Source organism: Kitasatospora sp. NPDC101155 (assembly GCF_044768305.1).
Lineage (GTDB): Bacteria > Actinomycetota > Actinomycetes > Streptomycetales > Streptomycetaceae > Kitasatospora.
Map to the genome: position 1 here is coordinate 446,125 of NZ_JBIWPN010000001.1, position 26,378 is coordinate 472,502.

At 70.0% G+C, this 26,378-nt stretch carries 17 protein-coding genes and 1 pseudogene; 6 read left to right on the forward strand and 12 right to left on the reverse strand.

All coding sequences use genetic code 11. The features are described from left to right. Nucleotides 1–3 precede the first annotated feature (3 nt). The 3 genes from ACIRYZ_RS02195 to ACIRYZ_RS02205 all read left to right on the forward strand — a co-directional run bounded on the left by ACIRYZ_RS02195 (nucleotide 4) and on the right by ACIRYZ_RS02205 (nucleotide 2,744). A complete protein-coding gene (locus ACIRYZ_RS02195) occupies nucleotides 4–642 on the forward strand; it encodes a SigE family RNA polymerase sigma factor (protein ID WP_402938533.1) in 639 nt (212 codons plus the stop codon). After that, nucleotides 635–1,807, forward strand: a complete 1,173-nt coding sequence (locus ACIRYZ_RS02200) for a hypothetical protein (RefSeq protein WP_402938341.1) — start codon at nucleotides 635–637, stop codon at nucleotides 1,805–1,807. The genes ACIRYZ_RS02195 and ACIRYZ_RS02200 overlap by 8 nt, the downstream gene beginning before the upstream one ends. 151 nt (nucleotides 1,808–1,958) lie before the next feature. Then, nucleotides 1,959–2,744: an SURF1 family protein gene (locus ACIRYZ_RS02205; protein WP_402938344.1), complete on the forward strand. Its 786-nt coding sequence runs from the start codon at nucleotides 1,959–1,961 to the stop codon at nucleotides 2,742–2,744. Nucleotides 2,745–2,756: 12 nt separating this feature from the next. Here ACIRYZ_RS02205 and ACIRYZ_RS02210 read toward each other — a convergent pair whose 3' ends face one another. The 4 genes from ACIRYZ_RS02210 to ACIRYZ_RS02225 form a co-directional block, all read right to left on the reverse strand. Further along, nucleotides 2,757–3,458: a hypothetical protein gene (locus ACIRYZ_RS02210; protein ID WP_402938346.1), complete on the reverse strand. Its 702-nt coding sequence runs from the start codon at nucleotides 3,456–3,458 to the stop codon at nucleotides 2,757–2,759. After that, entirely contained in the window at nucleotides 3,455–5,311 is a 1,857-nt protein-coding gene (locus tag ACIRYZ_RS02215) for a S9 family peptidase (protein ID WP_402938349.1), read from the reverse strand. The genes ACIRYZ_RS02210 and ACIRYZ_RS02215 overlap by 4 nt, the downstream gene beginning before the upstream one ends. Before the next feature lie 171 nt (nucleotides 5,312–5,482). Then, complete coding sequence (locus ACIRYZ_RS02220) at nucleotides 5,483–6,964, reverse strand: MFS transporter (RefSeq protein WP_402938352.1); 1,482 nt, start codon at nucleotides 6,962–6,964, stop codon at nucleotides 5,483–5,485. A 167-nt stretch (nucleotides 6,965–7,131) separates the two neighbouring features. After that, a complete protein-coding gene (locus ACIRYZ_RS02225; protein WP_387621260.1) occupies nucleotides 7,132–7,509 on the reverse strand; it encodes a nuclear transport factor 2 family protein in 378 nt (125 codons plus the stop codon). Between the two features lie 158 nt (nucleotides 7,510–7,667). Between ACIRYZ_RS02225 and ACIRYZ_RS02230 the strand changes: the two genes are divergently transcribed. Further along, entirely contained in the window at nucleotides 7,668–10,391 is a 2,724-nt protein-coding gene (locus ACIRYZ_RS02230) for an ATP-binding protein (protein ID WP_402938354.1), read from the forward strand. 53 nt (nucleotides 10,392–10,444) lie between these two features. On the opposite strand, the gene ACIRYZ_RS02235 is transcribed toward ACIRYZ_RS02230, so the two are convergent. The 3 genes from ACIRYZ_RS02235 to ACIRYZ_RS02245 form a co-directional block, all read right to left on the reverse strand. Further along, nucleotides 10,445–11,386: a YDG/SRA domain-containing protein gene (locus tag ACIRYZ_RS02235; protein WP_402938357.1), complete on the reverse strand. Its 942-nt coding sequence runs from the start codon at nucleotides 11,384–11,386 to the stop codon at nucleotides 10,445–10,447. Between the two features lie 910 nt (nucleotides 11,387–12,296). Beyond that, nucleotides 12,297–13,100, reverse strand: coding sequence for a hypothetical protein (locus ACIRYZ_RS02240; RefSeq protein ID WP_402938359.1), 804 nt, complete (start codon nucleotides 13,098–13,100; stop codon nucleotides 12,297–12,299). Beyond that, complete coding sequence (locus ACIRYZ_RS02245; protein ID WP_402938362.1) at nucleotides 13,097–14,287, reverse strand: DUF262 domain-containing protein; 1,191 nt, start codon at nucleotides 14,285–14,287, stop codon at nucleotides 13,097–13,099. Before ACIRYZ_RS02245 ends, ACIRYZ_RS02240 begins: the two co-directional genes overlap by 4 nt. A gap of 783 nt (nucleotides 14,288–15,070) precedes the next feature. On the opposite strand from ACIRYZ_RS02245, the gene ACIRYZ_RS02250 reads away from it, so the two are divergent. Further along, complete coding sequence (locus tag ACIRYZ_RS02250; RefSeq protein ID WP_402938365.1) at nucleotides 15,071–16,018, forward strand: nuclease-related domain-containing protein; 948 nt, start codon at nucleotides 15,071–15,073, stop codon at nucleotides 16,016–16,018. A gap of 1 nt (nucleotide 16,019) precedes the next feature. On the opposite strand, the gene ACIRYZ_RS02255 is transcribed toward ACIRYZ_RS02250, so the two are convergent. Beyond that, nucleotides 16,020–16,442, reverse strand: a complete 423-nt coding sequence (locus ACIRYZ_RS02255) for an NUDIX hydrolase (RefSeq protein ID WP_402938535.1) — start codon at nucleotides 16,440–16,442, stop codon at nucleotides 16,020–16,022. Nucleotides 16,443–16,449: 7 nt separating this feature from the next. Between ACIRYZ_RS02255 and ACIRYZ_RS02260 the strand changes: the two are divergent. Next, nucleotides 16,450–16,899, forward strand: a pseudogene (locus ACIRYZ_RS02260) (LacI family transcriptional regulator); the annotation flags it as partial. Between the two features lie 529 nt (nucleotides 16,900–17,428). Here the strand turns inward: ACIRYZ_RS02260 and ACIRYZ_RS02265 are convergent. The 4 genes from ACIRYZ_RS02265 to ACIRYZ_RS02280 form a co-directional block, all read right to left on the reverse strand. Next, the gene (locus ACIRYZ_RS02265; RefSeq protein ID WP_402938368.1) at nucleotides 17,429–19,636 is read right to left on the reverse strand and encodes a tetratricopeptide repeat protein; all 2,208 of its coding nucleotides are present in this window, start codon (nucleotides 19,634–19,636) and stop codon (nucleotides 17,429–17,431) included. A 188-nt stretch (nucleotides 19,637–19,824) separates the two neighbouring features. Beyond that, the gene (locus ACIRYZ_RS02270) at nucleotides 19,825–20,292 is read right to left on the reverse strand and encodes a hypothetical protein (protein ID WP_402938371.1); all 468 of its coding nucleotides are present in this window, start codon (nucleotides 20,290–20,292) and stop codon (nucleotides 19,825–19,827) included. A gap of 618 nt (nucleotides 20,293–20,910) precedes the next feature. Further along, the gene (locus tag ACIRYZ_RS02275; RefSeq protein ID WP_402938374.1) at nucleotides 20,911–24,963 is read right to left on the reverse strand and encodes an AAA family ATPase; all 4,053 of its coding nucleotides are present in this window, start codon (nucleotides 24,961–24,963) and stop codon (nucleotides 20,911–20,913) included. A gap of 618 nt (nucleotides 24,964–25,581) precedes the next feature. Then, complete coding sequence (locus ACIRYZ_RS02280) at nucleotides 25,582–26,151, reverse strand: hypothetical protein (RefSeq protein WP_402938377.1); 570 nt, start codon at nucleotides 26,149–26,151, stop codon at nucleotides 25,582–25,584. Between the last annotated feature and the right edge of the window lie 227 nt (nucleotides 26,152–26,378).

Consider the following 26,378-nt stretch of genomic DNA (forward strand, 5'->3'; position numbering starts at 1 on the left):
GTGATGGTGGGGGCAAGGGCGGGCATCCCGGCGAGAGCCGCGGTGGCCTTCCCCTCGCGCGCCCCGTGGTCTTCGAGTAGGCCGGAAGACGACCAGATGACGGCGGCCGCACGCGGTGCGGCGGACTCCGGCGCGGGTACCGACGCGGGTACCAGCGAGGACCTGCTCACCGAGACCTACCAGGCGCACTACCGCTCGCTGCTGCGGCTTGCCGCGCTGCTCCTGGACGACCTCTCCACCTGTGAGGACGTCGTGCAGGAGGCCTTCATTCGGGTGCACGCCGCCCGGCGCCGGGTGCGCGAACCCGAGAAGACCCTGGCCTACCTGCGGCAGACCGTGGTGAACCTGTCGCGCTCCACGCTGCGCCGCCGCATCCTCGGTCTGCGACTGCTGCCGAAGCCCATGCCTGACATGGCCAGTGCAGAAGAAGGTGCCTACGATGCCTTGGAGCGCGACCAGTTGAAGGCCGCGCTGCGTGGTCTGCAACGCCGTCAGCGGGAGGTTCTGGTGCTGCGTTACTTCGTGGACATGACGGAGGCGCAGGTCGCCGAGACCCTGGGCATCTCGCTCGGCTCCGTGAAGGCCTACGGATCACGCGGACTCGCCGCCCTCCGGACCCAGATGGAGGCCGGACATGGCTGACGGCGCCTGGCAGCGGCCCGGGGACGACGACCTCTCGGGTCTCTCCTCCGAGGAGCGGGCACTGCGTGAGCTGATGCACCACGCGGTGGCCGGGATCCAGCCCGAGTCCGGCGCCCTGCCCCGCATCCGTCAGGCCGTACCCCGGCGCCAGGCCGCCCGGCGCGGGGCCTGGACCGGCGCGGCGGCGCTGGCCCTGGCCGTCGCGGTCGCCCTGCCCGTCCTGCACGACGGGGACCACCTCGGGCTCTCCGGCGGGCCCGGCTCGGCCGAGGCCCAGAGCCCGACCCCCACCGCTCCCGGCGGCAGGACGGGCGGCGGGTCCGCCGGCACCGGCGCGGCGGTGCACACCGGCCCGAGCGGCACCGGGGACACCGCGTCCTCCTCGGGCACCGCCTCCGCGTCGCCCAGCCCCGGCGTGGACACCACCCGGCCGGGCCTCACCCCCACCCCCACCGGGGCCCCCGGCACCGGGGACGGCGGGATCGTCCCGCTCTGCACCCGGACGGACCTCGGACAGGGCACCGCGCAGGTCGGTGCGGCGGACGGGCAGGGGCGGATCTACGGCTCCTTCACCGTCTACAACGTCTCCGGGCGCAGCTGCCGCCTCGGCGGACCGGGCGCGGTGGCCGTCACCGAGGTCAGCGGCGCCGACCGCAGCCGGGTCCGTACGGCCGACCACACCCCCGGCGACCCGGCGGGCAGTCTGCCCGCGATGGACACCGAGCCACCCGTACTGGCGCCGCAGGCCGGGTACCGGGTGCCGTTCGCGTGGATCCCCGACCAGGGCTGCGGCTCCGGCGGCTCCGGCGGCACCGCGACCAGCGCGCCCACCGGCGCCAACCAGGTGGCCCTGACCACCCAGGCCCCCGGTGCCGCCTCGGACGCCCCCGCCTCCGGCAACTCGGCGGCCCCGAACTCCAACCCGCAGGCCAGCGCGACGCCGACCTCCGGTCCCACCCCGGCGCCCAGCCCGACCGCCACCCCGACCGGCAGCCCCACCACCGGCCCGGCCACCGCCACCATCGCCCACACCCCAGCGCCGGGCAGCCCGGCGGCCGCGACGGCCTCGCTGCCGGTCGCCTGCGGGGGGACGCTCTACCGGGGCGGGGTGCAGTCCACGGGCGGGGCGGCCGCCCCGCCGTCGGGGACGCCGGCGGCGGGCTGAGCAGGGCGCTCCCGGGCTCCGCTTCTCGGGCTCGGCTCCTTGGGGCTCCCGCGTCTCCCGCGTCTCCCGCGTCTCCCGCGCCCGGCGGTCCCCCCGTCCTCGGCGGACCCCGTGGTCCGGGACGGTGTGAGGAATGGTTACCGTGGGGGGTGTGTACCGGTTCCTCCTGACTCCGCGCTGGCTCAGCGGCACCGCACTGGCCATGGCGGCCGTGGCGGTGTGCGTCTGGCTGGGCACCTGGCAGCTCGGCCGATTCGAGGACCGCGTCACCGTGCACCAGGAGACCAAGCAGTCCCTCACCGCTTCGAGTGACGCAAAGCCGATCGACGACCTGCTCACCCAGGCCAGCCCGCAGGTGACCACACAGACCGTCGGCAAGCCCGTCACGGTGACCGGCAGCTATGACACCGAGCACCAACTCCTCGTCCCCAACCGGGTGCTGGGCGACAAGCAGGGCTACTACGTGCTCACCCCGCTGCGCACCGCCGACGGACACGCCGTCGCCGTGGTGCGGGGCTGGGTGCCCGGCGCCCCGTCCGGGGCCGTGGCCGAGGCGCCGCCGACCGGACCGGTGACGGTGACCGGACGGCTGCAGGCCAACGAGGCGGTGGGCAGCAACGGCGCGGTGGCGGGTGGTCGGCCCGCCGGGCAGCTCGGCATGATCAACCGGGCCTCGCTGCTGAACGTCCTCGAATACGACGGCTGGTACGACGGCTGGGTGGCCGCCGACCAGGTGCCCACCGGGCTGACGGCCGTGCCGACCGTGCAGCCGCAGGGCGGCGACGGGCTCACCCTGCGCGCCTTCCAGAACCTGGGCTACACCCTGGAGTGGTTCGTCTTCGCGGGCTTCGTGGTCTTCATGTGGTTCCGCCTGCTGCGCCGCGAGGTGGAGGCGGAGCAGGACCGGGCCCTCGGGCTGGACCCGGTCCTGGACTGACCCTTCGGAGCCCTACCGGGTGGGCTTGCCGGGCGCGGGCACCGGCTTGGCCGGGGTCGCGACCGCCGATGGGGTCGTGGTCGGGGTCGCGGTCGGGGTCGCGGTGGGAGCCGGCGGCTGGGCCGACGGCTGACCCGGTGTCTGCGAGGGGACGGCCGGGCCGACGCCGCCGAACGGCGTCGACATGTCGTCGTCCTCCTCGGGTACTGCGTTGTCGCAGTGGCCGCGACCGCCGGCCCCGCCCGAGTCGTAGTGGTCGATGTGGTGGTGCACGGTGCGCCCGTTCGACCCCTTGGACCCCTTCGAGCCCTTAGAGCCCTTCGATCCCGAGCCGGACGACCCCTTCGACCCGCTGGACCCCTTCGACCCGCTGGACCCCTTCGACCCGCTGGAGCCCTTGGCCAGCTGGACCGTGCCGTCGCCGGGCTGGTACGCCGCCCGGACGACGAACGAGCCGACCCCGGCCCCCGCCGCGCCCGCCTTCGTCGCCGTGGCGAGCGGCGCGCCGGGCACGGCGCCCGCCGGGGGCGTCGAGGCGCCCGCCGTCGGAGCGGGCGGCACGGGCGGCACGGTTGGCACGGCGGCCGTGGGGCTGGGCAGCACGGGACCGACCGGGGGCGGGCAGGCCGCCTCGGCGGCGTGCGAGCCCGAGCAGCCGGTGAGCACCAGCGCCCCCGCCACTGCCGCTCCCGCGAGCGTCAGCGGACGCCTCACCCAGCCCCTCCCACGGCCCCGCCGGGCATGCCGAGGTGGCGCCGGACGAAGTCGATCTCCAGCCGCAGCTGCTTGATCCGCTCCTCCACCACCAGCGACCCGTGCCCGGCGTCGTACCGGTACACCTCGTGCGGCTTGCCGAGCCGCCCCAGCTGCTCGACGTAGTTGTCGATCTGCCGGATCGGGCAGCGCGGGTCGTTCACCCCGGCGCTGATGTAGACCGGCACCCGCACCTGCTCGACGTAGGTCAGCGGCGAGGAGGCGGTGAAGCGCTCCGGGACCTCCTCCGGGGTGCCGCCGAAGAGCGTGCGGTCCAGCGACTTCAGCGCCTCCATCTCGTCGGCGTACGCGGCGTGGTAGTCCGCGACCGGTACGGCGGCGACGCCGAGCGACCAGCTCTCCGGCTGGACGCCCAGGCCGAGCAGGGTCAGGTAGCCGCCCCAGCTGCCGCCGGTCAGCACCAGGCGCTGCGGGTCGGCCAGGCCGTCGGAGACCGCCCACTCCCGTACGGCGGCGATGTCCTCCAGCTCGATCAGGCCGACCCGCTCGTGCAGCGCGTCGGTCCAGGCCTGCCCGTAACCGGTCGAGCCCCGGTAGTTGACCCGGACCACCGCGAAGCCGTGGTCCAGCCAGGCGGCCGGACCGGCGGCGAAGGAGTCGCTGTCGTGGTGGGTCGGGCCGCCGTGGATCTCGAAGACGGTCGGCAGCGGGCCGTCACTGGGGGCGTGGCCGGCCGGGCGCTGCACCAGGGCGTGCACCCGCCCGCCGGGGCCGTCCACCCAGACGTCCTCGACCGGGACGGAACCGGGCGGCACCGGACCCGGCGCCCGCAGCACGACCGCACCGGCGGTGGAGCGGACGGCGGAGGGCTCGGCGGCGGAGGACCACAGGTACTCCACGGTGCCGTCCGGACGGGCGGTGGCGCCGCCGACGGTGCCGCGCGGGGTGTCCAGGCGGGTCAGCCGGCCGTCCGCGAGCGAGTACGAGAACAGCTCGCTGCGGGCCTCGTACTCGTGCTCGACCAGCAGCTCCCCGGCCCCGGGGCGCCACTGCGCGGAGACGTCGCCGGGCAGCTCGCGGCCCTGCTCGTCGCGCAGCGGGAGGGCGGTCTCGGCGCCGGTGGTGACGTCCCAGATCATCGGCTCCCAGCGGCCGGTGCGCTGGTGGGCGACCAGCAGGCGGGTGTCGCCCTCGACCGGGGCGAAGCCCAGGCAGGCGACGCCGCGCGGCTCGTCCCGGCCGGTCACCTCGTCCAGCTCGGCGACCGTCTCGATGCCGTCCCCGCCGAGGCGGACCACGCGGATCGCGGAGTGCATCGCGTCGCCGTGCTCGGTGTGGTCGATGGCGAGCAGGGTGCCGTCGTGGCTCAGGCCGCCGACACCGCCGTACTCCTCGTGCCGGTAGATCTCGACCGGCTCGGCGGCGCCGGGGCGGCGCAGGTGCAGGGTGGTGCCGTCCTCGTCGGTGGAACGGCCGACGACCACCGTCCCGTCGCGGCCGAGGGCCAGGCCGGCCGAGTAGGAGGGGGCGAGACCGGGCACGGCCTCCTCGTCCGGGCCGCCCGCGAAGGGCTGGCGGCGCCAGACGCCGAACTCGTCGCCGTCGTGGTCGTCGAACCACCAGACCCAGGCGCCGTCCGGGGACAGCTCGGCGTCGGTGGTGCCGTTCGGGCGGTCGGTGACCTGACGGTGGGTTCCGGTGGCGCGGTCCCAGGCGTAGACCTCGTAGGTGCCGGTCGAGTTGGACACGTACAGGGCCCGGTCGGGGGCGTCCTCGGCCCAGTCCGGCAGCGACACCCGGGCCGCCCTGAAGCGCTGCTCCCACGCCGGTACGGCGCTCTTCTCCTCGCTCATCCGACCATCCAACCCGATCGGTGGGAGGGAACGGAACCGGCGGGTGGGTTCGATCCACCCGCCGGTTCCGTTCCTTCCGTTCCTTCCGTTCGCTCCGTTCCGTTCCGTTCCCGGGACGTTCACGAACGCCCGGGTCCTGAGAACGCCCGGGGTTCCAACCGCGCCCGGGTTCTAACCGCGCCCGGGGCTCTGGGAACGCCCGGCCGTGCGCGGCAGCAGCCGGACCAGTCCCACGAGGACCAGCTCCAGCACCGCGAGCGCCGTCACGCTGCGGCCGAAGGCGGCGGTCGCGTCGCCCGCGCCGTAGTAGACCAGGCCGATCAGCGCGATCCCGACGGCGCCGCCGACCTGCTGCACGGTCGACACCACCCCGGCCGCCGAACCGGCCAGCTGCGGCTCGACGGCCGCCAGGGCGACGGTGGTGACCGGGGCGATCACCAGGCCCATGCCGAGGCCGTCGACGAACAGCCCGGGCGCCAGCCACCAGGCGCTGCCGTCCGCCGCGCCGTAGGCGGCGAGGGCGAGCAGGCCCAGCCCGGCGGCCATCAGCAGGCCGCCGACGGTGATCGTGCGCGGCTCGCCGAGCCGGGCGGTGACCAGGTGGGTGGTGTTGGAGGTGATCAGGTAGCCGAGGCCGATCGCGGTGAACACCAGTCCGGCGCCGAGCGCGTCCAGGCCGCGGCCGAACTGCAGGTGCAGGGCGAGCACCAGGAAGAAGGAGGCCTGGCCGAGCCAGAAGGCGAGCTGGGCGAGCAGTCCGGCGCTGAACGCGCGGCTGCGGAACAGCCGGGTGTCGACCAGCGGGGCTGCGTCGCCGATGTGGGTGGTGGTCCGCGTGGCACGCGTGGTGCGGTGCTGGTGGACGGCGAAGGCGGTGAGCAGGGCGAGCGAGGCGGCGAGGCAGAGCCCGGTCCACAGCGGCCAGTCGAGCCCCGGCCCCTGGATCAGCGGCAGCACCAGGGCGGTCAGCCCGAGGGTGACCAGCAGGACGCCGACCGGGTCCAGGCCGGGCCGCTGCGGGGCACGCGACTCCGGCAGGCAGCGGCGGACGAGGGCGAGGGCGGCCAGACCGATCGGCAGGTTGATCAGGAAGCAGCTGCGCCAGCCGAGGCCGAGGAGGTCCGCGCGGATCAGCAGCCCGCCGATCAGCTGACCGAACACCGCGCCGACGCCCATCGTCAGCCCGTACCGGGCGAAGGCCCGCGCCTGCGCCGCGCCGCTGAAGGCGGTCCGCAGGATCGCCAGCACCTGCGGGCCCATCAGCGCCGCCGCCAGGCCCTGGACGACCCGGGAGCCGACCAGGGCGCCTGCGGTGGGGGCGAGGCCGCAGGCGGCGGAGGCGAGGGTGAACAGGGCCAGGCCGAGCACGAACACCCGGCGGCGGCCGTAGCGGTCGCCGAGCCGGCCGGCGGTGACCAGCCCGGCCGCCAGGGCCAGGCTGAACCCGGCCATCACCCACTGGACGGCGGCGGGGCCGGCACCCAGGTCGGCCTGGAGGGAGGGGACGGCGACGTTGACGACGAAGACGTCGAGGGCGGTCATGAATGTGGCGGTCAGGACGACCAGCAGCAGGCCCTTGGGGGCCGTGGCTGTCTTCGGCGCAGCGACGGCCGCGGCTTCGGCCGACCGCCGGGTGTCCAGGGCGGTGCTCATCTCGGGCTCTCCTCAAGGGCTCGGGGCTCGGGGCGGGGTCCGGGGTCCGGGCTCGGGGGCCGGGTTCGGGGTTCGGGCTCGGGTTCCGGTTCCCGTTCCGGGTCGTTCGGGGAGGGGCGCCGTCGGGTGGCCCGGCGGCGCCCCTCCGGGCGGGTCGCGCCAGCGGCTCAGGCGCCCGGCACGCGGTCCAGGAAGCCGTACACGGCGCCGATCCGGCCGTCCGGGGTGGCCGCCAGCACGTCGAAGCCGATCACCACCGGCTCGGCGCCAGCCGGGCCGAGGTTCCAGGTGAACCGGGCGATGTCGTGGTGCGCGTCCACCGGGCCGAGAGTGAACTCCAGCCCCGGGAACTGGGCCTGGGCCGCGCCGATCAGCGCGTCGATCGCGTCCCGGCCGGCGACGGCGGCCAGCGGGTCGGTGTAGCGGCCGTCCTCGGCCCAGACCTCGTCGATCAGCTTGCGGCGGGCCGCCGGGTCGGTCTCGTTCCAGACCGCGAGGTAGCGCTCGGCGAGCTGCTGGAGGGCGGCGACGGTGATCTCGGTCATGGCTGTCTCCCGTGTTCCGGTGGGTGGTTGGGCGGGTCGTTCCCGCTGCTCAACCAAGGTATGGACGGGCCGGGCCGGGCGAATCAGTCACGTATAGGCATGGCGGTACGTAGCTCTCGCCGCGGGGTACCGGCGGCCGGCTGGGTAGGGTCGGGGGCATGCTGTACGGGAGGGAACACGAACAGGCCGCCGTGGCAGGACTGTTGGCGGCGGCGGCGAGGGACGGACGCAGCGGGGTCCTGCTGCTGCGCGGCGAGGCGGGGATCGGCAAGACCGCGCTGCTCGACGACGCCGTCGCGCGGGCCGGGGCGGGTTTCCGGGTGATCCGGGCGGCCGGCGTCGAGTACGAGGCCGAACTGCCCTTCGCCGGGCTGAGCCTGCTGCTCGCCCCCGGTCTGGGTCGGCTGGACGCCCTGCCCGGGCCGCAACGGCGGTCCCTGGAAGCGGCGTTCGGGCTCGGCGACTCGTCGACGGCGACTGCGGACCGGCTGCTGGTCGGCCTCGCCACCCTCGGACTGCTCGCTGAACTCGCCTCCGAACAACCGCTGTTGTGCGTGATCGACGACGTGCAGTGGCTGGACCGCGCCTCCCTGGACGCGCTGCTGCTGGCCGCCCGGCGGCTCCAGGCCGAGGGGGTCGCCCTGCTGCTCGCCGCCCGCACCGAGGGCGGTGCCTCCGCGGAGCGGCAACTCGGCCTCCCCGAACTGCGGGTGAGCGGCCTGTCCGAGACCGACGCCACCCGCCTGCTGGCGCACCGGGCCGGTCCCGACCTGCCCGCCGCCGTCCGCGACCGACTGCTCGCCGAGGCCGCCGGCAACCCGCTCGCCCTCGCCGAACTCCCGGTCACCGCCGGGCCGCAGCCGCACACCGCGGGCGGGCTACCGCTCACCAGCCGGCTGCTGATCGCCTTCCACGGCCAGGTCACCGGCCTGCCCCCGGCCACCCAGGCCCTGCTGCTGATCGCCGCCGCCGAGGAGAGCGGCGAGCTGGACGTCGTGCTGCCCGCCGCGGCCGCGCTCGGCGTCGGTGCCGAACAGCTCACCCCCGCCGAGGAATCCGGCCTGGTGACGGTCACCGCCGACCGTCGGATCGCGTTCCGCCACCCACTGCTGCGCTCCGCGATCCTGCAACGCGCACCACACCACCAGCGGCTGACGGTCCACCGGACCATCGCCGAGGCGCTGCCCGACGGCGACCGCCGCACCTGGCACCGCGCCCTCGCCGCCACCTCCCCCGACGCCGACCTCGCCGACGCACTGGAACGCACCGCCGTCCGCGCCGAGCGCCGCGGCGGCCACGGCGGCGCCGCCGCGTACGAGCGCGCCGCCCGGCTCACCCCCGACCGCGACGCCGCCACCCGCCGGCTCGTCCTGGCGGCCGAAGCCGCCACCGAGGAAGGCGAGTTGGCACGGGCCGAGGCGCTCGCGGACGAGGCCGCCGGCCGCACCGACAACGTCCTCGCGCACGCCCTGCTGGACCAGGTCCGGGCCACCGCGCACTTCTGGCGCGGCTCGTACCCGACGGCGAACCGGCTGCTGCTCGACGCCGCCGGTACGGACATCGAGCCCTCGCACGCCGCCCGGATGCTGTTCCAGGCCTTCCACGCCGCCTGGTACGCAGGGGAGGAGGCGGTGGTCGCGGTGCTCGACCGGCTCGGCGCCCTCCCGCTCGCCCCCGACGACCCCCTGGCCCCGCTCGCCCGCCACCTGCCCGCCGCCGTCCTCCCGGCCCTCGGCAGACCCGCCGGGCCCCTGCCGCCCGTCCGGGAGAGCGCCGGGGCCGCCCGCCGGGCCGGCGCCGAGACCCCCGTCGACCTCGTCCAGCTCTGTGGCGCCACCCTCATCCTCGGCCGCGACGAGGAGACCGTCGAACTCGGCGGCGAACTGGTCGCCGAGGCCCGCGCCAAGGGCACCGTCGGGGTGATGCCCACCCTGCAGTTCTTCCTCGCCGAGGCCGAGCTCTTCCACGGCCGCCACGCCGACGCCGAACTCACCGCCACCGAGGCCCTCGCCCTCGCCCGGGACACCGGCCAGCACCAGTGGGTCAGCCAACTCAGCGCCCTGCTGGCCTACCTGGCCGCCCTGGACGGCCGCACCGAGCGCTGCACCGAACTGGCCACCACCGCCCTCGCCACCACCGGCCCGCAGACCGCCGCCCCCGCCGCCGGCCGCCCCTGGGCCCACTGGGCACTCGCCCTGCTCGACCTCGGCCAGGGCCGCGCCGCCGGCGCCGCGGACCGCCTCCACCCCCTCACCACCGGTCCGCACCGCCACCACGTCTGCGCCACCCGCGCCGTCCCCGACCTGGTCGAGGCCGCCGTCCGCCTCGGCACCCCGGACCGCGCCGCCGAACCCTACGAACGCTTCGCCCGCTGGACCGCCGCCGCCGACCGCCCCTGGGCCGAAGCCCTACGCCTGCGCTGCCAGGCCCTCCTCGGCCCCGACGAACTCGCCGAACCGGCCTACCGCGCGGCCCTCGACCTCCACGCCACCACCCACCGCCCCTTCGAACACGCCCGCACCGCCCTCCTCTACGGCGAATGGCTCCGCCGCACCCGCCGCCGCACCGACGCCCGCCCCCACCTCCACTTCGCCCTGGAAACCTTCGACCGCCTCGCCGCCCACCCCTGGTCCACCCGCGCCCGCACCGAACTCTCCGCCACCGGCACCCCCGCCCCCGACACCCCGCTCTCCCCACAGAGCCTGCAGACCCCGCTGACCCCTCAAGAACTCCAGATCGCCCGCCTGGCCGCCCAAGGCCTCACCAACCGCGACATCGCCGCCCAACTCTTCCTGAGCCCCCGCACCGTCGCCCACCACCTCTACAAGGCCTACCCCAAGCTGGGCATCACCTCCCGCACAGCCCTCGCGTCCGTGCTCTGACGCCGCCAAATGGACGGGGCCCTGCCAATGAGATTCGGCAGGGCCCCGTCCATTCAGTTTTCGGCGTCGATGTCATCGCTTGATGCACCATCTGTGGAGTGCTTCCAGCCTTCCGAATAGTGCTCTCGGTGATAGGCCAGATGCGCTCGGTCTATCTGGTGGTCGGGAGCCTCGCGCAGTCTTCCGATCGCGGTACCTGCAGCGTGATCAGTAATCGTCAGATCGTCGGCAATTGTTAGGGTGCCGAAGTCGAACAGGGTGTGGTGGTTGGGACAGAGACAGAGCACATTGCCGGCGACATCAGGGCCGGAGTGCGGCTGCCCCAAGCCGCGGATGTGGGCCGCCTCAGCGTAGGCGCCCGTAGGGGTGCGGAGCCGGGCGCCGCACACCTGGCAGGTGAAGTCGTGCGTCTGCTTGACGAATTCTGCCACCTTGGTGCTGCGAATGACCCGTTGGAACGTCGCTTCTGTGCGAGTCGGCTTTGTCCGGCCAATGGGCTCGATCAGCGACTGGCCTGAAGTTTCCTTCTTGGCGTAGTCGCGTTGCACCAGTCGATAACGCCAGATCCGAAAACCGGAACGACCAACATCGCTCCAGGAATCCTCGACGTGGAAGAGCCCGTCGTAACGATAGCTAGGCTGAGCCGATCGTTTGGAGCCATGCCGAACCGCGCGAACAACCCGCACCGGCGCACCTGTCGCCTGGCTCGTCACAAGGGCTGCATTGCCAAGCGTGAGCGTCTGGTCGCGCACCTGTCGACCTGTATCAGGATCGCGTCCGCCCTGCCCCGTGTAGACGATGACGTCGCCGTCGTCCTCATCGTCCTCGTAGCCTCCGGAGACGACGATGGACTCGGCCCCGAGCAACGCCGTGCCGCAGATCCCCGCTTGCAGTGGCCGGTGCACCTTGGCATTCGCCAGTGCGCGCCGGTTGACGAAGCTGCGCCCGACTTCTATCCCTGGCACAGATCCAAAGCCGTCAAAGTTGGTAAACATGGCGGGAAGAGCGTCGTTCGGCAAAGCTCTGGGCCTCTCAGCGACAAAGAACCGATGTACCAGGGGTCGACCTTCGTATCGCGAAACGCATGCAGGCCCAACACAGTTCCGCTGCCGGAAGCTGACTAACCGCCCACCCGAGGTCTCCCTGTCGGTAGCTCGCCCAGCGCTTGTGCCAGCAGGCGAAGTCTCCGGTGGGTGAGCTCATCGCCTCGTCGGGGGGCATGGTCGGCGAGTTGTAGATCGTCATCACCCTCGAGCTCGCCCTCTTCGCACCGACGTCTTGGTAGATGGCAGCGTCACTATCGACGGCAGGGAGCTGGGTCATGCGCGCCGGCCGCACCGGGTGTGGCGGCTGGACCCTCGACCGCCGACCCGGCAGGCCGCCCACCGACTCCAGGGCCCCGGTGCGGGCGGCAGCCACATCGGATGCTGATCGGGGGCTTGGACCTGGGCGTGACGGCCGGAATCGGGCCCCGCCTGCGCACGGTGGGCGACGGCCAGGCCGCCGTCGAGCGGACACCCTGTCACGCCAAAGGCCCTCGGACCCGCCACGTGTCGTGGATCACGCGGCAGTCGCCGTTGGAGGTGGACGGCCCTACTGACGGCTCCTCAGCAGCCGGAAACGCCAGAGGGCCCATCGGATCTCTCCGATGGGCCCTCTGGACTGGGTCGGGGTGGCGGGATTTGAACCCGCGGCCTCTTCATCCCGAACATGGCCGGGCACTTGACCTGGGGTCAAGCTGTCGTTGACCTGCGCACACCGTCCCCGAACGTCCGTGGTTGTCCGGCGAAGTACGCGCCCGTTGTAGCGCAGTTAGACACTCAGTCTTTGTCGGTACCTTCCCGGGGTTCTCCGCGCGGATCCACGGCACCAGCGCCACACGGTCCGCAGGCGGTCCGGAGCCGTCTAGACGGGGCTGGCGTCAAATTCTGCTGAGGAATCAGTAGTATCCAATCTGATCTTGATCAGGTCCTCAAACTCGTAGAGGGCATCCACAACCGCAATCCACCGCCCCCATGCGTCGCTGGCGGAGAGTTGCTGTTCGAGCGGGGCCGCCAGCCCCTTGAATGGCCAACCACTCGATTGGCCGGCCCGATGGGCAGCCTCTCCCCTTGCTGCTGCAAGGCTCTGGAGGGCTGCACAGAGAGTCGGACACTCTTCCTTCACCAAGTGCCTACTAAATCCGAGCGGCGCAAGGAGAGTCATCAGATCGGAATCACTGATTCCATGGCTTACTCTAACGACATTATCTCGATACCAAACGCAAAGTTTGGCTACCAGGGTCTTCCTGTTGAGTATGGGAACCTCATCGTCGGATCCCGCCCTCTTTCGCGCCCTAAGCTCCTTTGCAAATTTTCCGGCCTGATTTGGCGTTGCGTAGAAGTCGACAAAATGGCCAGATTCGAGAAGATTGCCAATGTTTGCGCGAAAGTGAATGCTCAGGGCGTGGATGCAATTATGCCCCTCGCGACCACTGTCCATCTCTACGCAGTCGGAGAGGAAAGAGAGGCAGCGCGCCTCAAAGAACTCCTCCAGCTCGGAGCTGCAAAGGACGACAAATGCGCGCGTTCGCGTATATACCTCGTTCAGGTATTCATCGGTAATTTCCTCGGGATCCTGAGCGGGCTCGCCATCCTTACCTAAGATGCCCAGCTGAGTTGCAACTCTGAAAATCGTCGACACGAGCGGGTCGTACGGAGCTTCTGTCATCTCGGCATCCGCGCAACGGTCTCCGGGAGCTCGTGAGGAAGGCCGCTGGCCTTCGATAGCGCCTCCCCCCATGCCTCAAAGCGCTTTCTCACTGCCAGCGGGGTCTTGGTGGTGCTGGAGATAGAATCAATGAATCCACTATCTTCCATGCATAGGGTCTGGAATGCGGCCACGGTGTCGCCGGTGTGCCCTGTTTGCCAGTTGCGAAGATGGGGATCTGTCAGATAGTGGACCTGAACATCGAAGACCGCCCTGTTCATCGAGCGCTCAAACTTACCCAATGAGTACTTCCGGCATGCGTGATCGCCAAAAACGTCCCGCGCGGCCATGATGGAGCCTTCCATCAGGTCGAACGCCGCCTTAACTTCTGCCTCGGCGCCACCCTCCCATTTGCTGGAAAGATCCTCGGCAGTTCCATCGAGGAAGTTCTTCAAATTGCCCCTATAGTCGACAACCCCAAGATGAAAGGAGAGGAATCTGAGAAGCAGCTCCGCGTCTACCATTCTGCGATCCGGCTTGGACTTTCGGAGAAGCCATCGGAGGGCTGGACTTTCCCCAGACCGGCTATCGATGAAATCCATAAACTTTCCGGGGTAGAGAGCCTGGCGCAGCTCTTGCGGAGAAAGCTTCAAGCTGCCCGAGTTTAGGCGATAGAACACGGTGTAGAGGAAATCCTGACTGTGCCACTTGCGCAGCAAGACTGCCCGGACAGTGGCATTTTCAAATCGGATCGTCTCTGCAGGGAAGCGGCTGTCCATCTCCTCGAAGGTGATGCCGTTCAGCTTGCGACTCTCCGTGAGGCCGGTTAGGCGAATCTTCCTGTCCTGCCAATCATCATCACGGGAGTCGCTTGGGTCGGCACAGAACTGCCTAATGGCAAGGAGCCGCTGCTTGCCATCGATCACAAGAAACTTTCCTGGACGCTTTGGATCCTCTGCCAGCACGATTTGAGGAACCGGATATCGCTGAATTAGCGACTCGATGTAGCGAGACTTGGCAATCTGGGTCCATGCATCCCGGCGCTGGAAGCTGGGATTGAGATCAATCCGTCCCTTCCTCATCTGGCTTACGACCGTTTCAACCGTCCAGTCGATTGTGGTCGTTGCCGCTTCATCGTCTTGCCAAGGAGACAGATCGCCTTCTCCCTCGGCGGCCTCATCCTCGTCCCAGCCCTCAAGATCCGTCATGCCCAGATTTTATGCGCCTCTTGGTGCCTCGCGAGGTGGAATCGACCACTAGCCGGCCCGAGTCGACGATGGAGAGCGGCAAGCGCGTCACAGGCGGTACGGGTGGCGTAGCGGTTTTGGCTGGTGTCCTGTCCGGTCTGGGGTCGAGCATGATCGGGGGGCCGTAAGCTGCTGCGACTCGGTCAGGGTTCTTTGGGCCTGACCACAATTTGGCCGAGTGGCCCCCCATTCTTGCTCGACGCGGGTCCCTGCCCGGGGAGGTGGGTAAAACCGTGGAGCCGCCCGCCCCAGACCCCGGTGGGGTTGGTTCTGAGCCGCACCTTGCGCACCCTCCTCCGCTGCGGGGAAGCTTGTCCCTACCGCCCCGGCCTTAGCCTTCCGCCCATCGGGGGCGGCCGACGACAGCGAAGCCCCAGCCGGGGCGCAGACAGGAGGCGGGGCGCGCGCCGGAGGAAGGCCGGCGCCGCCGCGCTGTGCGCGGTCACCCCGAACCTTGTGTGAGGCTGCTCTTCGAGTAGTTCAGGAGGCCGGGGGTCGACGCCGGATCTCCGATCCGCCGTGATGCGCCTTCCCCTTTGAGCTCCGCCCACCTCCCCGCCGAGCGGAGCGAGGCGCCTTGAACCCGTAGAGAAGATTTTTACGCACACCCCTCTCTCGACTCCCTTCACCTTGGACTCCTGGCCGCTGGCTGAACTTGCCTGGTCGGCTGGCTCTCTGCGTTCCTGCCGACCGCTACGTGGGCATGCTGACCTTGGTCAGGGAGAGCACGCCGGAGGGGGACGCATGACGGAGCTGGTGGTCAAGCCTTGGCGAGTGCCGGGGAAGGAACGCCTCTACGTCAACAGGGCTGGTGCCCGAGGCGATTCGGTAGCCTGGCTGGACTGCAAGACCGGTGTCGTCACGGTCGACATCCCCGAGTTCGAGGCTCTCGCACTGACCAAGGTCGAAGAGTGGTGCCAATCCTCCGGTAGCCACGTACCACCGCGCACCGTTCGACGCCGAGAAGAGAAAAAGCAACAGCCCGCGAAGACAACCACGGCTCCGGCGCCGCAGCCTCGGGCGGAAGTCCCGTTCCTCCCTCCGATGCGGGAAGAGGACGACCTCGCACGGAACTTGCCCGGCGCGGGATTGGAGACCCTGGTACGCCAGGGTGAGGAGAAGTACAAGCTGCTCGTCCGCCTCGCCGCCAAGCTCTCCCGTCAACGCCTCGGTGATTCAAGCACGCTGCGCGGTCTCGAAGGCGAGAAGTTCGTCGGTGCCCGCCTGGAACCTCTGAAAGCCACCGGCTGGCGGGTCCTGCACGGGGTGCCGTTGCCGTCCGGGTCCGACATCGACCACGTGGTCATAGGCCCGCCGGGCGTCTTCACGGTCAACTCGAAGCATCACCCGGGGGCTGCCGTCTGGGTCGGCGACAAGGTCGTGAAGGTGAACCGCAACGGCTTCCCGTACTTGGAGAACTCCGAGTTCGAGGCCAACCGCACTGCCAAGCTGCTGTCCGAGTGGTGCGGCTTCGAGGTCCCCGTTCATCCCGTCATCGCCGTTGTCGGCGCCCAGAAGATCACGCTCGGGGCAACGCCTGGGGTGACAGTCATCGACGGTGAGCAGATCGCCGCTGTCCTGCCCGCCTGGCCGGCGGTTCTGTCTCCGAACAGGGTGGATCGGATCTTCACCATCGCCCGCCACCGCCATGTCTGGAGCCAGATGGGCAAGCGGAGCAGGAAGGCCCGCTGACTCAGCCCGCCTGCGGCATGTCGGTGAGTGTCCGGCCGTCGTGTGTCCGAACATGCGGGGCCACGTCGCCCTGGACGGCGTCGAGCAAGCGGACGGCATAGACCTCGCCCATGCGGTCGGCAATCTCCTCCGGGGTGAGCCACGCGACGGCCGTCGACTCGTCGGACAGCTGCTCGCTGCCGCCCTCGGGGTGGCACCGGAAGACCAGGGCGACGATCCCACGGGTCACGTTCTTGTAGACCCCGGTCAGTCGTTCCACTGAGACCTTGATCCCGGTCTCCTCGTACACCGCGCGGCGTACGCCGTCTTCGACCGTCTCCGAGAGCTCCAGAACTCCGCCGGGTGGTTCCCAGGTGCCGTTGTCGGCTCGCTGAATCGCGAGAATCCGGCCGTCCTCGCGCACCACCGCCCCGGCTACGGACACGGAGTGGGCACACTGGCGGCGGAACGGGTTCGCTACCTGGCTGTTCCAGCCGGCGGCCACCGGCTGGTACCCGAAGAAGGCCCCTGAGGAGGCGCGCCCGGTGCCGGTGCTGGCTGACCCGTGGCCCGGCATCCCGGCCCGCGGCCGGGGAGCCGCCGCCCGCGCTCAGGCCTGTTGGCTGCCGATCGCGCGCGGTCCCACGCCGCACGGGCTCCGGCACTCGCACAAAACGATGATGGACGAGCTGCGGACGCCGGCGAAGCTCAAGGACGAGCGGATGGGGCACGAGGACGGCTCCGTCCAGGCTCGCTACTCCCACATCACGCCGGAGATGCGCCGGGACCTCATGGAGGGGCTGACCCGGATGTGGCTCGCGTCACTCGAAGTTCGCCGTCGGATGTCGCCCGGCTCGCCTGTAGCGGTTCTGGACGCCCTGCTGAAGGCGCCTCAGCAGTAGGCCTCGGGAGAAGGTTTCCCGGTGGTTTTCTCCCAGGATTCTCCCGAGAGTCCCCGGAAAGCCAGTCAGGGCCGGTCTCCCTTGCGGGAGACAGGCCCTGAGCTGGTCTTACTGGGTCGGGGTGGCGGGATTTGAACCCACGGCCTCTTCGTCCCGAATGAGGTCACGGTGAGGCCGCACTCAGGAGGAAGACTCGAACATCTACGTGAGGAGGTTGGTCGGCGTTGGCTCCACGCGGTTGAGCGGGGTTGCTGATTCAAGATCCACTCCCCGCTCACTCCCCAGCTCTACCGTCTCCGGGGACAGCGCGGGCCTCCGGTTCGGAGTCCGTGCTGTCGTTGCTCTCGTGGTGGGCCGGGTGCCGGTGTCCTCAGCTGTGCTGGCCGCAGTGCGGCCACTTGTCGCGGCCGCAGTGGTGCCAGTGACCCGAACCGGGGGGATGAGGCGGGGTCGGTAGCGGTGCCGCTGTCGCGTCAGCCGGCGGCGCGACGCCACCCGCCTGGGCGCCGCATCCTTGCTGTGCCCTGCGTCATTCGTCAGTTGTTTCCTCAGTAGCAGCTACAGCGGGTGTGTCTCCGGATATCCCACGCCAGTAGGTGAGGCTGCTCCCGACAGCCAGAGCAGCGGGGTGGTCCGCGCCCATTACCCGTACGACATCGGGAAAGGCCGCTGAAAGCAGACTGGCAGCATCGGCTGCGTCGCCCGCCATCCCCCGCCATTTGGCGAGACCGACTCGGACCCCCAGGGTGTCAGGGTGGTCCGGGCCCAGTAACCGCAGCATGTGCTCGAGTAGCTCGGCGTGATCCGCTGCCGCCCCTGCGGCGTCACCGGCCAGCCCCTGACACTCGATGAGACTGCCCCGTGTAATCAGGGTGTCGCGATGGTCAGGGCCCTGTACGCGAAGCCTGACGTTCAGTAGCTGGGCGAACTCGGTGACCGCCCCGGCTAGGTCTCCTGCTTGACACCGCCAGTGGGCCAAGTAGCCCCTGATCGTCAGCGTGTCGGGGTGTTCAGGTCCCGATAGCTGCAGGGCGTGCTCCAGTAGTTTGGCGAAATCGTCGACGGCGTCGGCAGCGTTCCCCGCACGTCCTTGCCAGTGGGCGTGGTAGGCCCGGGCTGCCAGAGTGTGAGGATGCTTGGGGCCGAGCACCCGCCTCATGCGTTCCAGCAGCTCCCTGCTGGCTGTGACTGCACCGGCTGCGTCCCCTGCTTCGCCTCGCCAGTGGGCGAGGTAGCCCCGGACCGTCAGAGTGTGGATGTGTTTTGGGCCCAGCACTCGCAGCGTGCGATTCAGCAGCTCGCTGAGTTCGACGGCAGCGCCGACGGCGTCGCCAGCCTCACCGCGCGAAATTGCGAGGCTCACTTGGAAGGCTAGGGTCTCGGGGTGGTCGGGGCCGAGACGACGGTGGGATGTGTTCGCCAGATATTGGTGGTGGCTGACTGCCGCAGTGAACTGGCCGCTCTTGCTGAGACTTTGTCCGGCGTGAACGAGCAGGGAGTGGCAGCTGGGTTGCCACAGGGCATCACCGGCGTGACGGGTGAGGGCGTCGACATTCGCATGCAGGGCGCGGACCAGGTCGGCCTCCCGTCCGCTCTCGGGCCAGGCGGCACGGATTGCGTCTGCGGCGACTTGGGTGATCAGGAGGTGCTGCCCGTAAGTAATGCCATCTCGGACCGCGCGCTGGATGAGCTGATGAATGCGTACTGTCTGGAGGGGGGTGCTAGGGGTGTGGTCTATCAGATTAAGACGATGCAGAGCCCTTATGGCACTGGTTACTTGCAGATCTGTGACCCAGTTAGGCGTTCGTTGACGTTTCCAAAGCCAGGACCGTCGACCTTGCGGCCTAGCAGCGTTGGTCACTTCGTTGCGGTCGAGGACTACAGAGAGAAAGGCGAGAAAAGGGCGACTTGTTAAAATAGCGTCAGGGATGCCATTGGAGTCGAGCATCGCTACCAGCTGAAGTATGGGGCGGGCGAGGCCGGCTAGGCTGAGCCGTTCCGCGCGGGTGATCGACAACGACCAGGCGGCGGCCACGCTTGCCGTCTGGTCATCCGGCAGGGCGTCGGGCTCAGGCAGTAGATCCGCCAAGCGGCGTGTCTGGTCGGCTAGAAGTTCGCGGTAGTCGGCGCAGTTCAGGTCGGCGTCGATGAGGTAGGCGACGGCCTGGGACAAGGCGAGTGGGAGATAGCCGAGGTCGGCGGCGAGGGCCCGAAGATGCTGGGCCGGCTCGTAGCGACCGTGTGCGGCCAGCGCTGCGCGCAAGTAGGCGGTGGCCTCGTTTGGGGTGAACAGACCCACCGGCACCCGGAGCTGGCCATCCCCAACTATGGCGGCATCACGGCGTCGGCTGGTGACCAGGGTGCGGCCGTTGAGGTTGGCCGGTGGCCGGAGGCCGCGTAGATCGGCAGGGTCGGTGATGTCATCCAGGACGATCAGCCATCGGCACGGCTCTGCTTCGGCCTTGGGTTCAAGCCAGGCGAGGAACTCTTCTGCGGCGCGCTCTGGATTGCCCGGGTCGGTGCCCAGAACCTCGACAGCGGCCTGGGCATACCCGGACACCGCCGTCGTGCGGGTACCGGCGTTGATCCAAACGAGCAGGTCCACCGTGCCAGACCGCAATGCGTTGCGGGCATAGTCTGCGGCCAGCTGGGTCTTGCCAACTCCGCCGGCTCCCGACAGTACGTGGTAGAGCACTGCCGTTCCGCCGTTGGCGATTGCCTCCCGTACCTCGTCCACGACAGCCCGGTGCTGGAAGGAGCGGGCGCGAGAAGGGATCACGCCTACCTGGTGGGGCCAGGACACCGGAGGCTTAGGAGCGGAGTAGTACGCGACGAACTCCGCGTGGCCGACGGCGACCCCATGGCGATCGGCGTAGACGGCGTTGTGTGCTGTGACCTGAGGGGCTGAGATATTGCCGGGTGCGTTCAGCCCTGGTGCGGACCCGGCTGTGGAGGGTTTCCCAGGCTCACGTCCCCCATGGTGAAAGCAGCCGCAGACCCATGGTCGGCGCGGATTTCCACGTTCCCGCCTACGGCCTGCCCGCCGTTGCCCGCTGACACCCCTCCGGCCGAGCCAGACAGCGCCTGCAACGCGTCCACCTCCCGCTGCAGTGCGGCAGCGAAGTCTGCGTCGTGCTCCGTCGCGTCTTCCAATGCCAGTTCGAGGCGCTGACGAGTGCGCGGGTGCAGCTCCTCGTGCCCGGACTCAGCCTCCTCACGTGCTCGCTGAAGCGCGGGGTCTTGGCCCAACTTGCGGCTAACCAGGTCATGCAGCCGGTCCATTCCAGCGTCCAGGCCGCGATCGACCTCTGCATCAGCCCGACCAGCCAGTCGGTGCGTCTTGCGGAGTACCCAGGCGAACACGTACCCGACCGCGATTTCAATGCCCGTCATCGTGCCCCCGGATCGTCACTGACACTGCCTCAGACCGTACCTCGAAGGTGTCACCCCAAGAGGGCCGATCACGATGAGCGGAGCAAATTCGGCCTGAGGCGACAGCAGTTGTCCGCGACGTCGATCGCTAAGACGGCGTTTGAGATCTGCCGTGCCGTGGGGCTGGCAGGGTCGTTGAGCTCTGTGTGAGTGGTTCTGGGGGTGGGTATCCGTCGGACCTGGCGGACGAGCAGTGGGCACTGGTGGAGCCGTTGCTGCCGCCGGCGCGGGTGCGGAGGGCACAGCAGCGGAGTACAGCAACCGCCGAAACAGGCGCCGGCCTTCCCCACACTCCACGGACCGGCTGACCACTCAGCAGGCCCCCACGACCACCCTGCCAATAGGTCGCATCGAGGGGGCTAGGGGTTCAAATCCCCCAGCGGCTCAACTGGTTTCGGTCAGAGCTGATCAAGGGGGACCGCACTCGGCGGGTAGCTGTACCCGTAGCAGACGCAAGAGCCCGACCGCTGGCGACGGGGGATGCGCAAGCGATCGGGCTACGCAAGCGTAGCAAGGCCACCCTGTTGGCGGGAGCCTGCTGCAGGCCTGCGGCGCTGGCGCGTGATTGATGTCACGCCGTCAATAGTCGCACGGAGGATCGTACGAGAGCCGGGGCAGGTACTCCTGCCACTTCTCCGGTGTCAGCACTCCCCGAGTGGTCGAGCAGATATGACCGATCGCCGCGTCGACCTCCAGGTTCCACAGCCGCACGGTGTCGGCACCGCTCGATACGCCGAGCAGGTGGCTCTTGGGGCTGAACGACAGGAAGTTGCCCCTCTTGGCGTTGGGGCTGATCGACTGTCCGATGGCCGTGGCCTCGGTCGGGTGGGCGACGTTCCAGAGGCGGACCGTGTTGTCGTTGCCGCCGCTGGCCAGGATGTGGCCGTCTTGACTGAACGTCAGGGAGACGACCGCCTCGGTGTGGCCGGTGAGTGGGGAGCCCAGTGGCCTTGCCCTGAGGGGGTCGGAGATGTTCCAGAGGCGGACTGTGTCGTCGTTGCTGCCGCTGGCCAGCGTATGGCCGTCCGGGCTGTAGGCGAGCGCGTTGACGGGGCCGAGGTGGCCGCTCAGGGGCGCGCCGAGTTGGGTGACGTGACGGGAGTCGGTCACGTTCCACTGTCGGATGGTGGTGTCCGCGCTGCCGCTGGCCAGCGTACGGCCGTCGGGGCTGAAGACAAGGGCGTTGACGTACCCGGTGTGACCGGTGAGGGGGGCGCCGATGGGGAGGAGGTGGGACTGGTCGGCGGCGTTCCACAGCTGGATGGTTCGGTCGTCGTAGGCGGTCGCGAGCATGTGCCCGTCCGGGCTGAAGGCCAGCGCGTCGGGGCCGGCGAACCGCGTGCGGAGTGCGACGGGCGGGCCGTCGGGGACGGGGTGGGCCGGGTCGGTGACGTTCCACAACTGCACCGACTCTGCCGTGTTGTCTCCCGTCAGCATCGCGAGGGTGCTGCCGTCAGGGGAGAACACCAGCGACCGTAGGGAGCCGCCCCCGGGTGCGAAGGGTTCGCCCAGCGCCACTGGCCGGCCGGGCGTCTCCACGTTCCACAGTCGGACCCTGCCGTCGCCTGCGGCTGTGGCCAACACCCGTCCGTCCGGGCAGAACGCACCGATACGGCCGATCATGTCCAACGTCGGGATCGACCACAGGCGGACCTTGCTGTCACCGCTCCCGGTGGCGAGCGTCCGGCCATCAGGGCTGATGCCGAGCGCGTACATCTCACCGCTGCCGCCGGCGAGCGGCTCGCCGACCTGGGACGGGTACGCCGGGTCGCTGACGTTCCACAGGCTCGCCGTGCTGTCCGCGCTGGCGGCAGCGAGCATGGTTCCGTCCGGGCTGAAAGCCACCGACCAGACGGGGCCAGTGTGGCCGGTGAGCGGCGCGCCGAGCGCTGCCGCGTGACGTGGGTCGGCCACGTTCCACAGCCTGATGGTGTCGTCCACGCTGCCGCTGGCGAGTGTCCCGCCGTCGGGGCTGAACGCCACGGAGTGCACGGTGGCCGTGTGCCCGGTCAGCACGGTGTTGATCGGCGTCGGACGGCTGGGATCGGCCATGTCCCAGAGCCGGATCGTGGCGTCGTCGCCACCCGCGGCCAGCGTGCGCCCGTCGGGGCTGAACGCCACGGAGCGTACGGCGGCGGTGGGCCCGGTCAGGGTGCCGAGCGTCTTCGGCCGACCGGGGTCAGTCATGTCCCACAGGCGGACGGTGTGATCCTCGTCGGCGGAGGCCAGTGTGCGGCCGTCCGGGCTAAAGGCGAGCAGGTAGATCGTGCCGTCATGGCCGGTCAGGGCCCCGTCGATCGGACGTGGGCGACTCGGATCCCGTACGTCCCACAACCGGATCGTGCCGTCGTCCGAGGCACTGGCGAGCGTATGGCCGTCCGGGCTGAAGACCGCGGTGCTCACCCAACTCGCATGGCCAGTGAGGGGTTGGCCCAGGGGGACGGGGTGGGTTCGGTCCGCCACGTTCCACAGCCGTACGGTGTGGTCATAGCTGGCGGTGGCGAGGGTCCGCCCGTCCGGGCTGAACGAGGTGAGGTAGACGGCGCCGGTGTGGCCGAGGAGTGGCGTGGCCAGCGGCGCGTTCACGATCGAGATGATCCGATTGCCCGTGCTCTCGTCGTTCGGCCGCAGGCGGTGGGCCACCAGGTCGAGTTGGGCGGACAACGACGGATCGGTGTACTGCACGCGGTCGGCCTCGGCGAGCACCTGCTCGAAGACAGCGTCGTCGCGCTGCTGCCACGCCAGCACCGCCGCGCCGACGGCCAACATGGCGAGGACGACCAGCGCCGACACGGCACCCCGGCGCACCCGGACCGTACGCTTGTGCAGGCTGACCGAGGCGGCCAGGAACTCCACCGCGCTGCGGGTCAGGAAGGTGTCACCGGCGGATTTCGCCCAGCCGTAGGCCTGCTCGAGGCGGGACCCCCGGTAGAGCAGCGACGAGTCCCGATGCGAGCCTTCCCAGGCCCGGCCGTCCTCCTCCAGGCGCTGGCGCAGCAGGTTGCCGTTCCGGTCTTCGTCGATCCAGTCGCGCAGGCGAGGCCAGGCGTGCAGCAGGGCTTCATGGGTGATCTCCGCCGTCTCCGCGTCCAGCGTCACCAGCCGCGCCCGCACCAGTGCTTCGAGCGACTCCTCCGTCTTGCCGGGGTCCGTCGACTCCTCGGCCAACTGCCGCCGCGTTCCGCGCCTACGGGTGGCCTGGGTGTCCTCGCCCAGCCGGACCAGACGCAGTAGGAGCAGCCTCGCGGCGGTACGCGCCGCTGGATCAAGACCGGACCACGCCTGCTCGGCGGTTGCGGCCACCGCCCCCTGGATCCCGCCCGCCGCCCGGTAGCCGGCCAGCGTCAACCGCCCCGCCTTCCGCCGCTGCCAGGTCGCCAGCAGAGCATGTGAGAGCAACGGCAATACTCCCGCGTTGTGCGCCCCGCGGGGTCCATCGGCACTCACTTCCCGGACGATGAGCTCCGCCAGCCCCGGCTCAAGCTCCAGCCCTACGGCCTTGGCCGGACCGGTCACGGCCTCGCGCAGCTCAGTGGTGGTCAGCGGCCCGAGCACCATGTGGCGGTGTTGCAGCGCGTCGGCCAGTTCGGGATAGCTGAGGCACTGCTCGTAGAAGTCGGCGCGTATGCCGAGGACGACAAGCACCGGGGCGTGCTCGCCCGGCTCTGCGGGCGAGCACGCGGCGTGGAGGACCTGAATGAAGAGGCGCCTGCGCACTTCGTCGGAGTAGAGGGTGAATGCCTCCTCGAACTGGTCCACGATCACGACCGGACGGGTTGCGGAGTCAGCCTCGCGATGGGCCCAGGCGGTGACGGCCCCTCGCACGGCACGCGCGAACTCGGGTGTGCCAGGTGCTACGGCAGCCGGTTCCTCTGGCGCCGACCCGTCCATGGCCGCGACGACGTCAGCGAGCTCGGGGATACGACGGGTCAGCTCGGCGAGAGGATCGACGCCCGGCACGAGTTGCACAACGCGACGAGCCTGCCCGCTCCCCTCTCCCAGCGCATTGCTCTGCAAGGCGGGCACGAGACCGGCATGGAGGAGGGAGGACTTGCCGGCCCCCGAAGCGCCCACGAGCATGACCAGGCCACCTGTCTGCTCTGCCGCGCGGAGCAGGGCGACGAGGGTGTCCGTGCTCCGTTCACGGCCGAAGAACCATCGGGCATCCTGCCGACGGTAAGAAGCGAGCCCCCGGTACGGACACACGCCGCCGGTAATGGCGGCCGGCGTTTCGCCACGGGCCCGTTCGTCCGCTAGCGCCTCCGCCTCTGCCTCCGCGGATGCGGTGGCCCGGTCTCCGGCCGGATCGGCCACCGCCCGCTCCCACAGGGACTGCCACCGGGCCACGTCGTACAGGCCTGCGGACACGGGCACAGGCCGCGAACGCCGGGCCTCGGGGATCAGGATGTGCAGTACGGCGGAGAGGGCGGCGAACTGGGCAGGCACGTTCCTGGCCCGTCGCCAGTCACTAATCCGCTGGGCCGACACCCGCACGGGCAGCCCGCGTTCGTCGACCCGCTGCAGCCGGACGACCCCCTCGGACACGCGCTTGAGTGGAGGGTTGCCTGCCTCCTTGTACAGCAGCGCGAGCTGTTCTGCGAAGGCAGCGCGTGCCCCTGTGTCGGGAGCCAATGCCTCTCCCCCCCTCACTTCCCCCGCCGTTGGACGTCCGGACCGGAAAACCCACTTTATATGCCTGACCTGCGGCTAAGCACCGAGCGGACGCCAGCACCCTCCTCGGCGTGCGCCCCGACTGGCACGATCAGAATGCGTCGTCCGGACAGGCCCCAGGCCCAGTGCTCGGAGAGCGCCCACGAGGCCGCCGCATGGTTCGGCACCGGTCCCCACAGGGGAGGGACCGGTGCCGAACCATGCGGCGTCGAAAAGCAGGTCGGGTTGGATGCTGATTGCTCAGCAGCCGACCCGGCCTCACATTTCTCTGCCGGGGTGGTGGGCGTCGACCTCGTAGCCGCTTCGTCCCGAATTAGGCCCTGGATCACGCACTGCCCAGACCGTGGAGGCTCGGGCATTTGCTCGGACTGTCATACACCGTCGGGCAGTCCAGCTGCGCGGCAGGGTGATCTCGCGAACCGGCCCTGCAGCTACTGCTCAACTGCGTAGCCCAGCCTGGGGTGCTCGGGCAGTCTGTGGGTTCCGTCCGCGTGACGGGTGGAACCCAGACGGCTGCGTCTGGTGCCAGGGGCATGTATTCCGTGCCCGCCCTTCTGCACGTGTGCTCGGGATGCTCTCTCAGCTCTGGTTGCGATTCGAGCTTCCTCTCGGAGGTGGCAAGAGCAGGTCTCGTTCCGGGTGGCTCTCGCCGCTGACGTTGCCCTGGACGCCGAGGTCCTGGCGGGCGGCGTCGTGGAACTCGTTGATGGCGCCGAAGACGGCGCGGTTGCGGGTCCGCCACTCGTCGAGTGTGCCGTGGACCTTGCCGCCGGCGTGCCAGTCGACTTCGAGGGCCGCCGCGTTGAGCTGGTGCGCAGCCTCTACGACCTCGTCGCCGCCGAGGAGCATGATGCGCTCGAAAGCGCGGCCGCGCTGCCAGCCGGCATCCGCCAGCTCCGCGGTGAGCTCGTGCTCGCCCTTGTTGCTCGCGTGAACGCCTTCCTTGTGCTCGTAGAGCTGGACGGCCAGGAAGACGCACGACCTGATCTTGTCGATGTAGCCCTCGTACGCGTTGAGCTTCTTCTCGTCCCATCGGGTCAGCAACTCGTGTTGTTTCCGGCGCCGCTCCATCGCGTGGTTGGTGAGGTGCGTCGTCAGCGCACCCACGAGGACGGCTGCGATCGTCACAATCTGTTCGGCCGCGGCCAAGTCTCCCCCAAGACATGAAGTTCTCTTGATGTCTTGAGGATTCTAGGAGTTGGACGGGACGCGCCGCCCTGCTAACGGCTGACTTGCCGCATGTCTGTTGGTGCGCGCTGGGGCATGCAGGCTGAAACATTGGGGCGCTGGATCAGCTGGCGTGGGAGCATCCGGGGCGGGTGCGTGACACTGTGACAGCTGTGACGACCGCGCCTGATGTTCCAGCCGGATCTGAG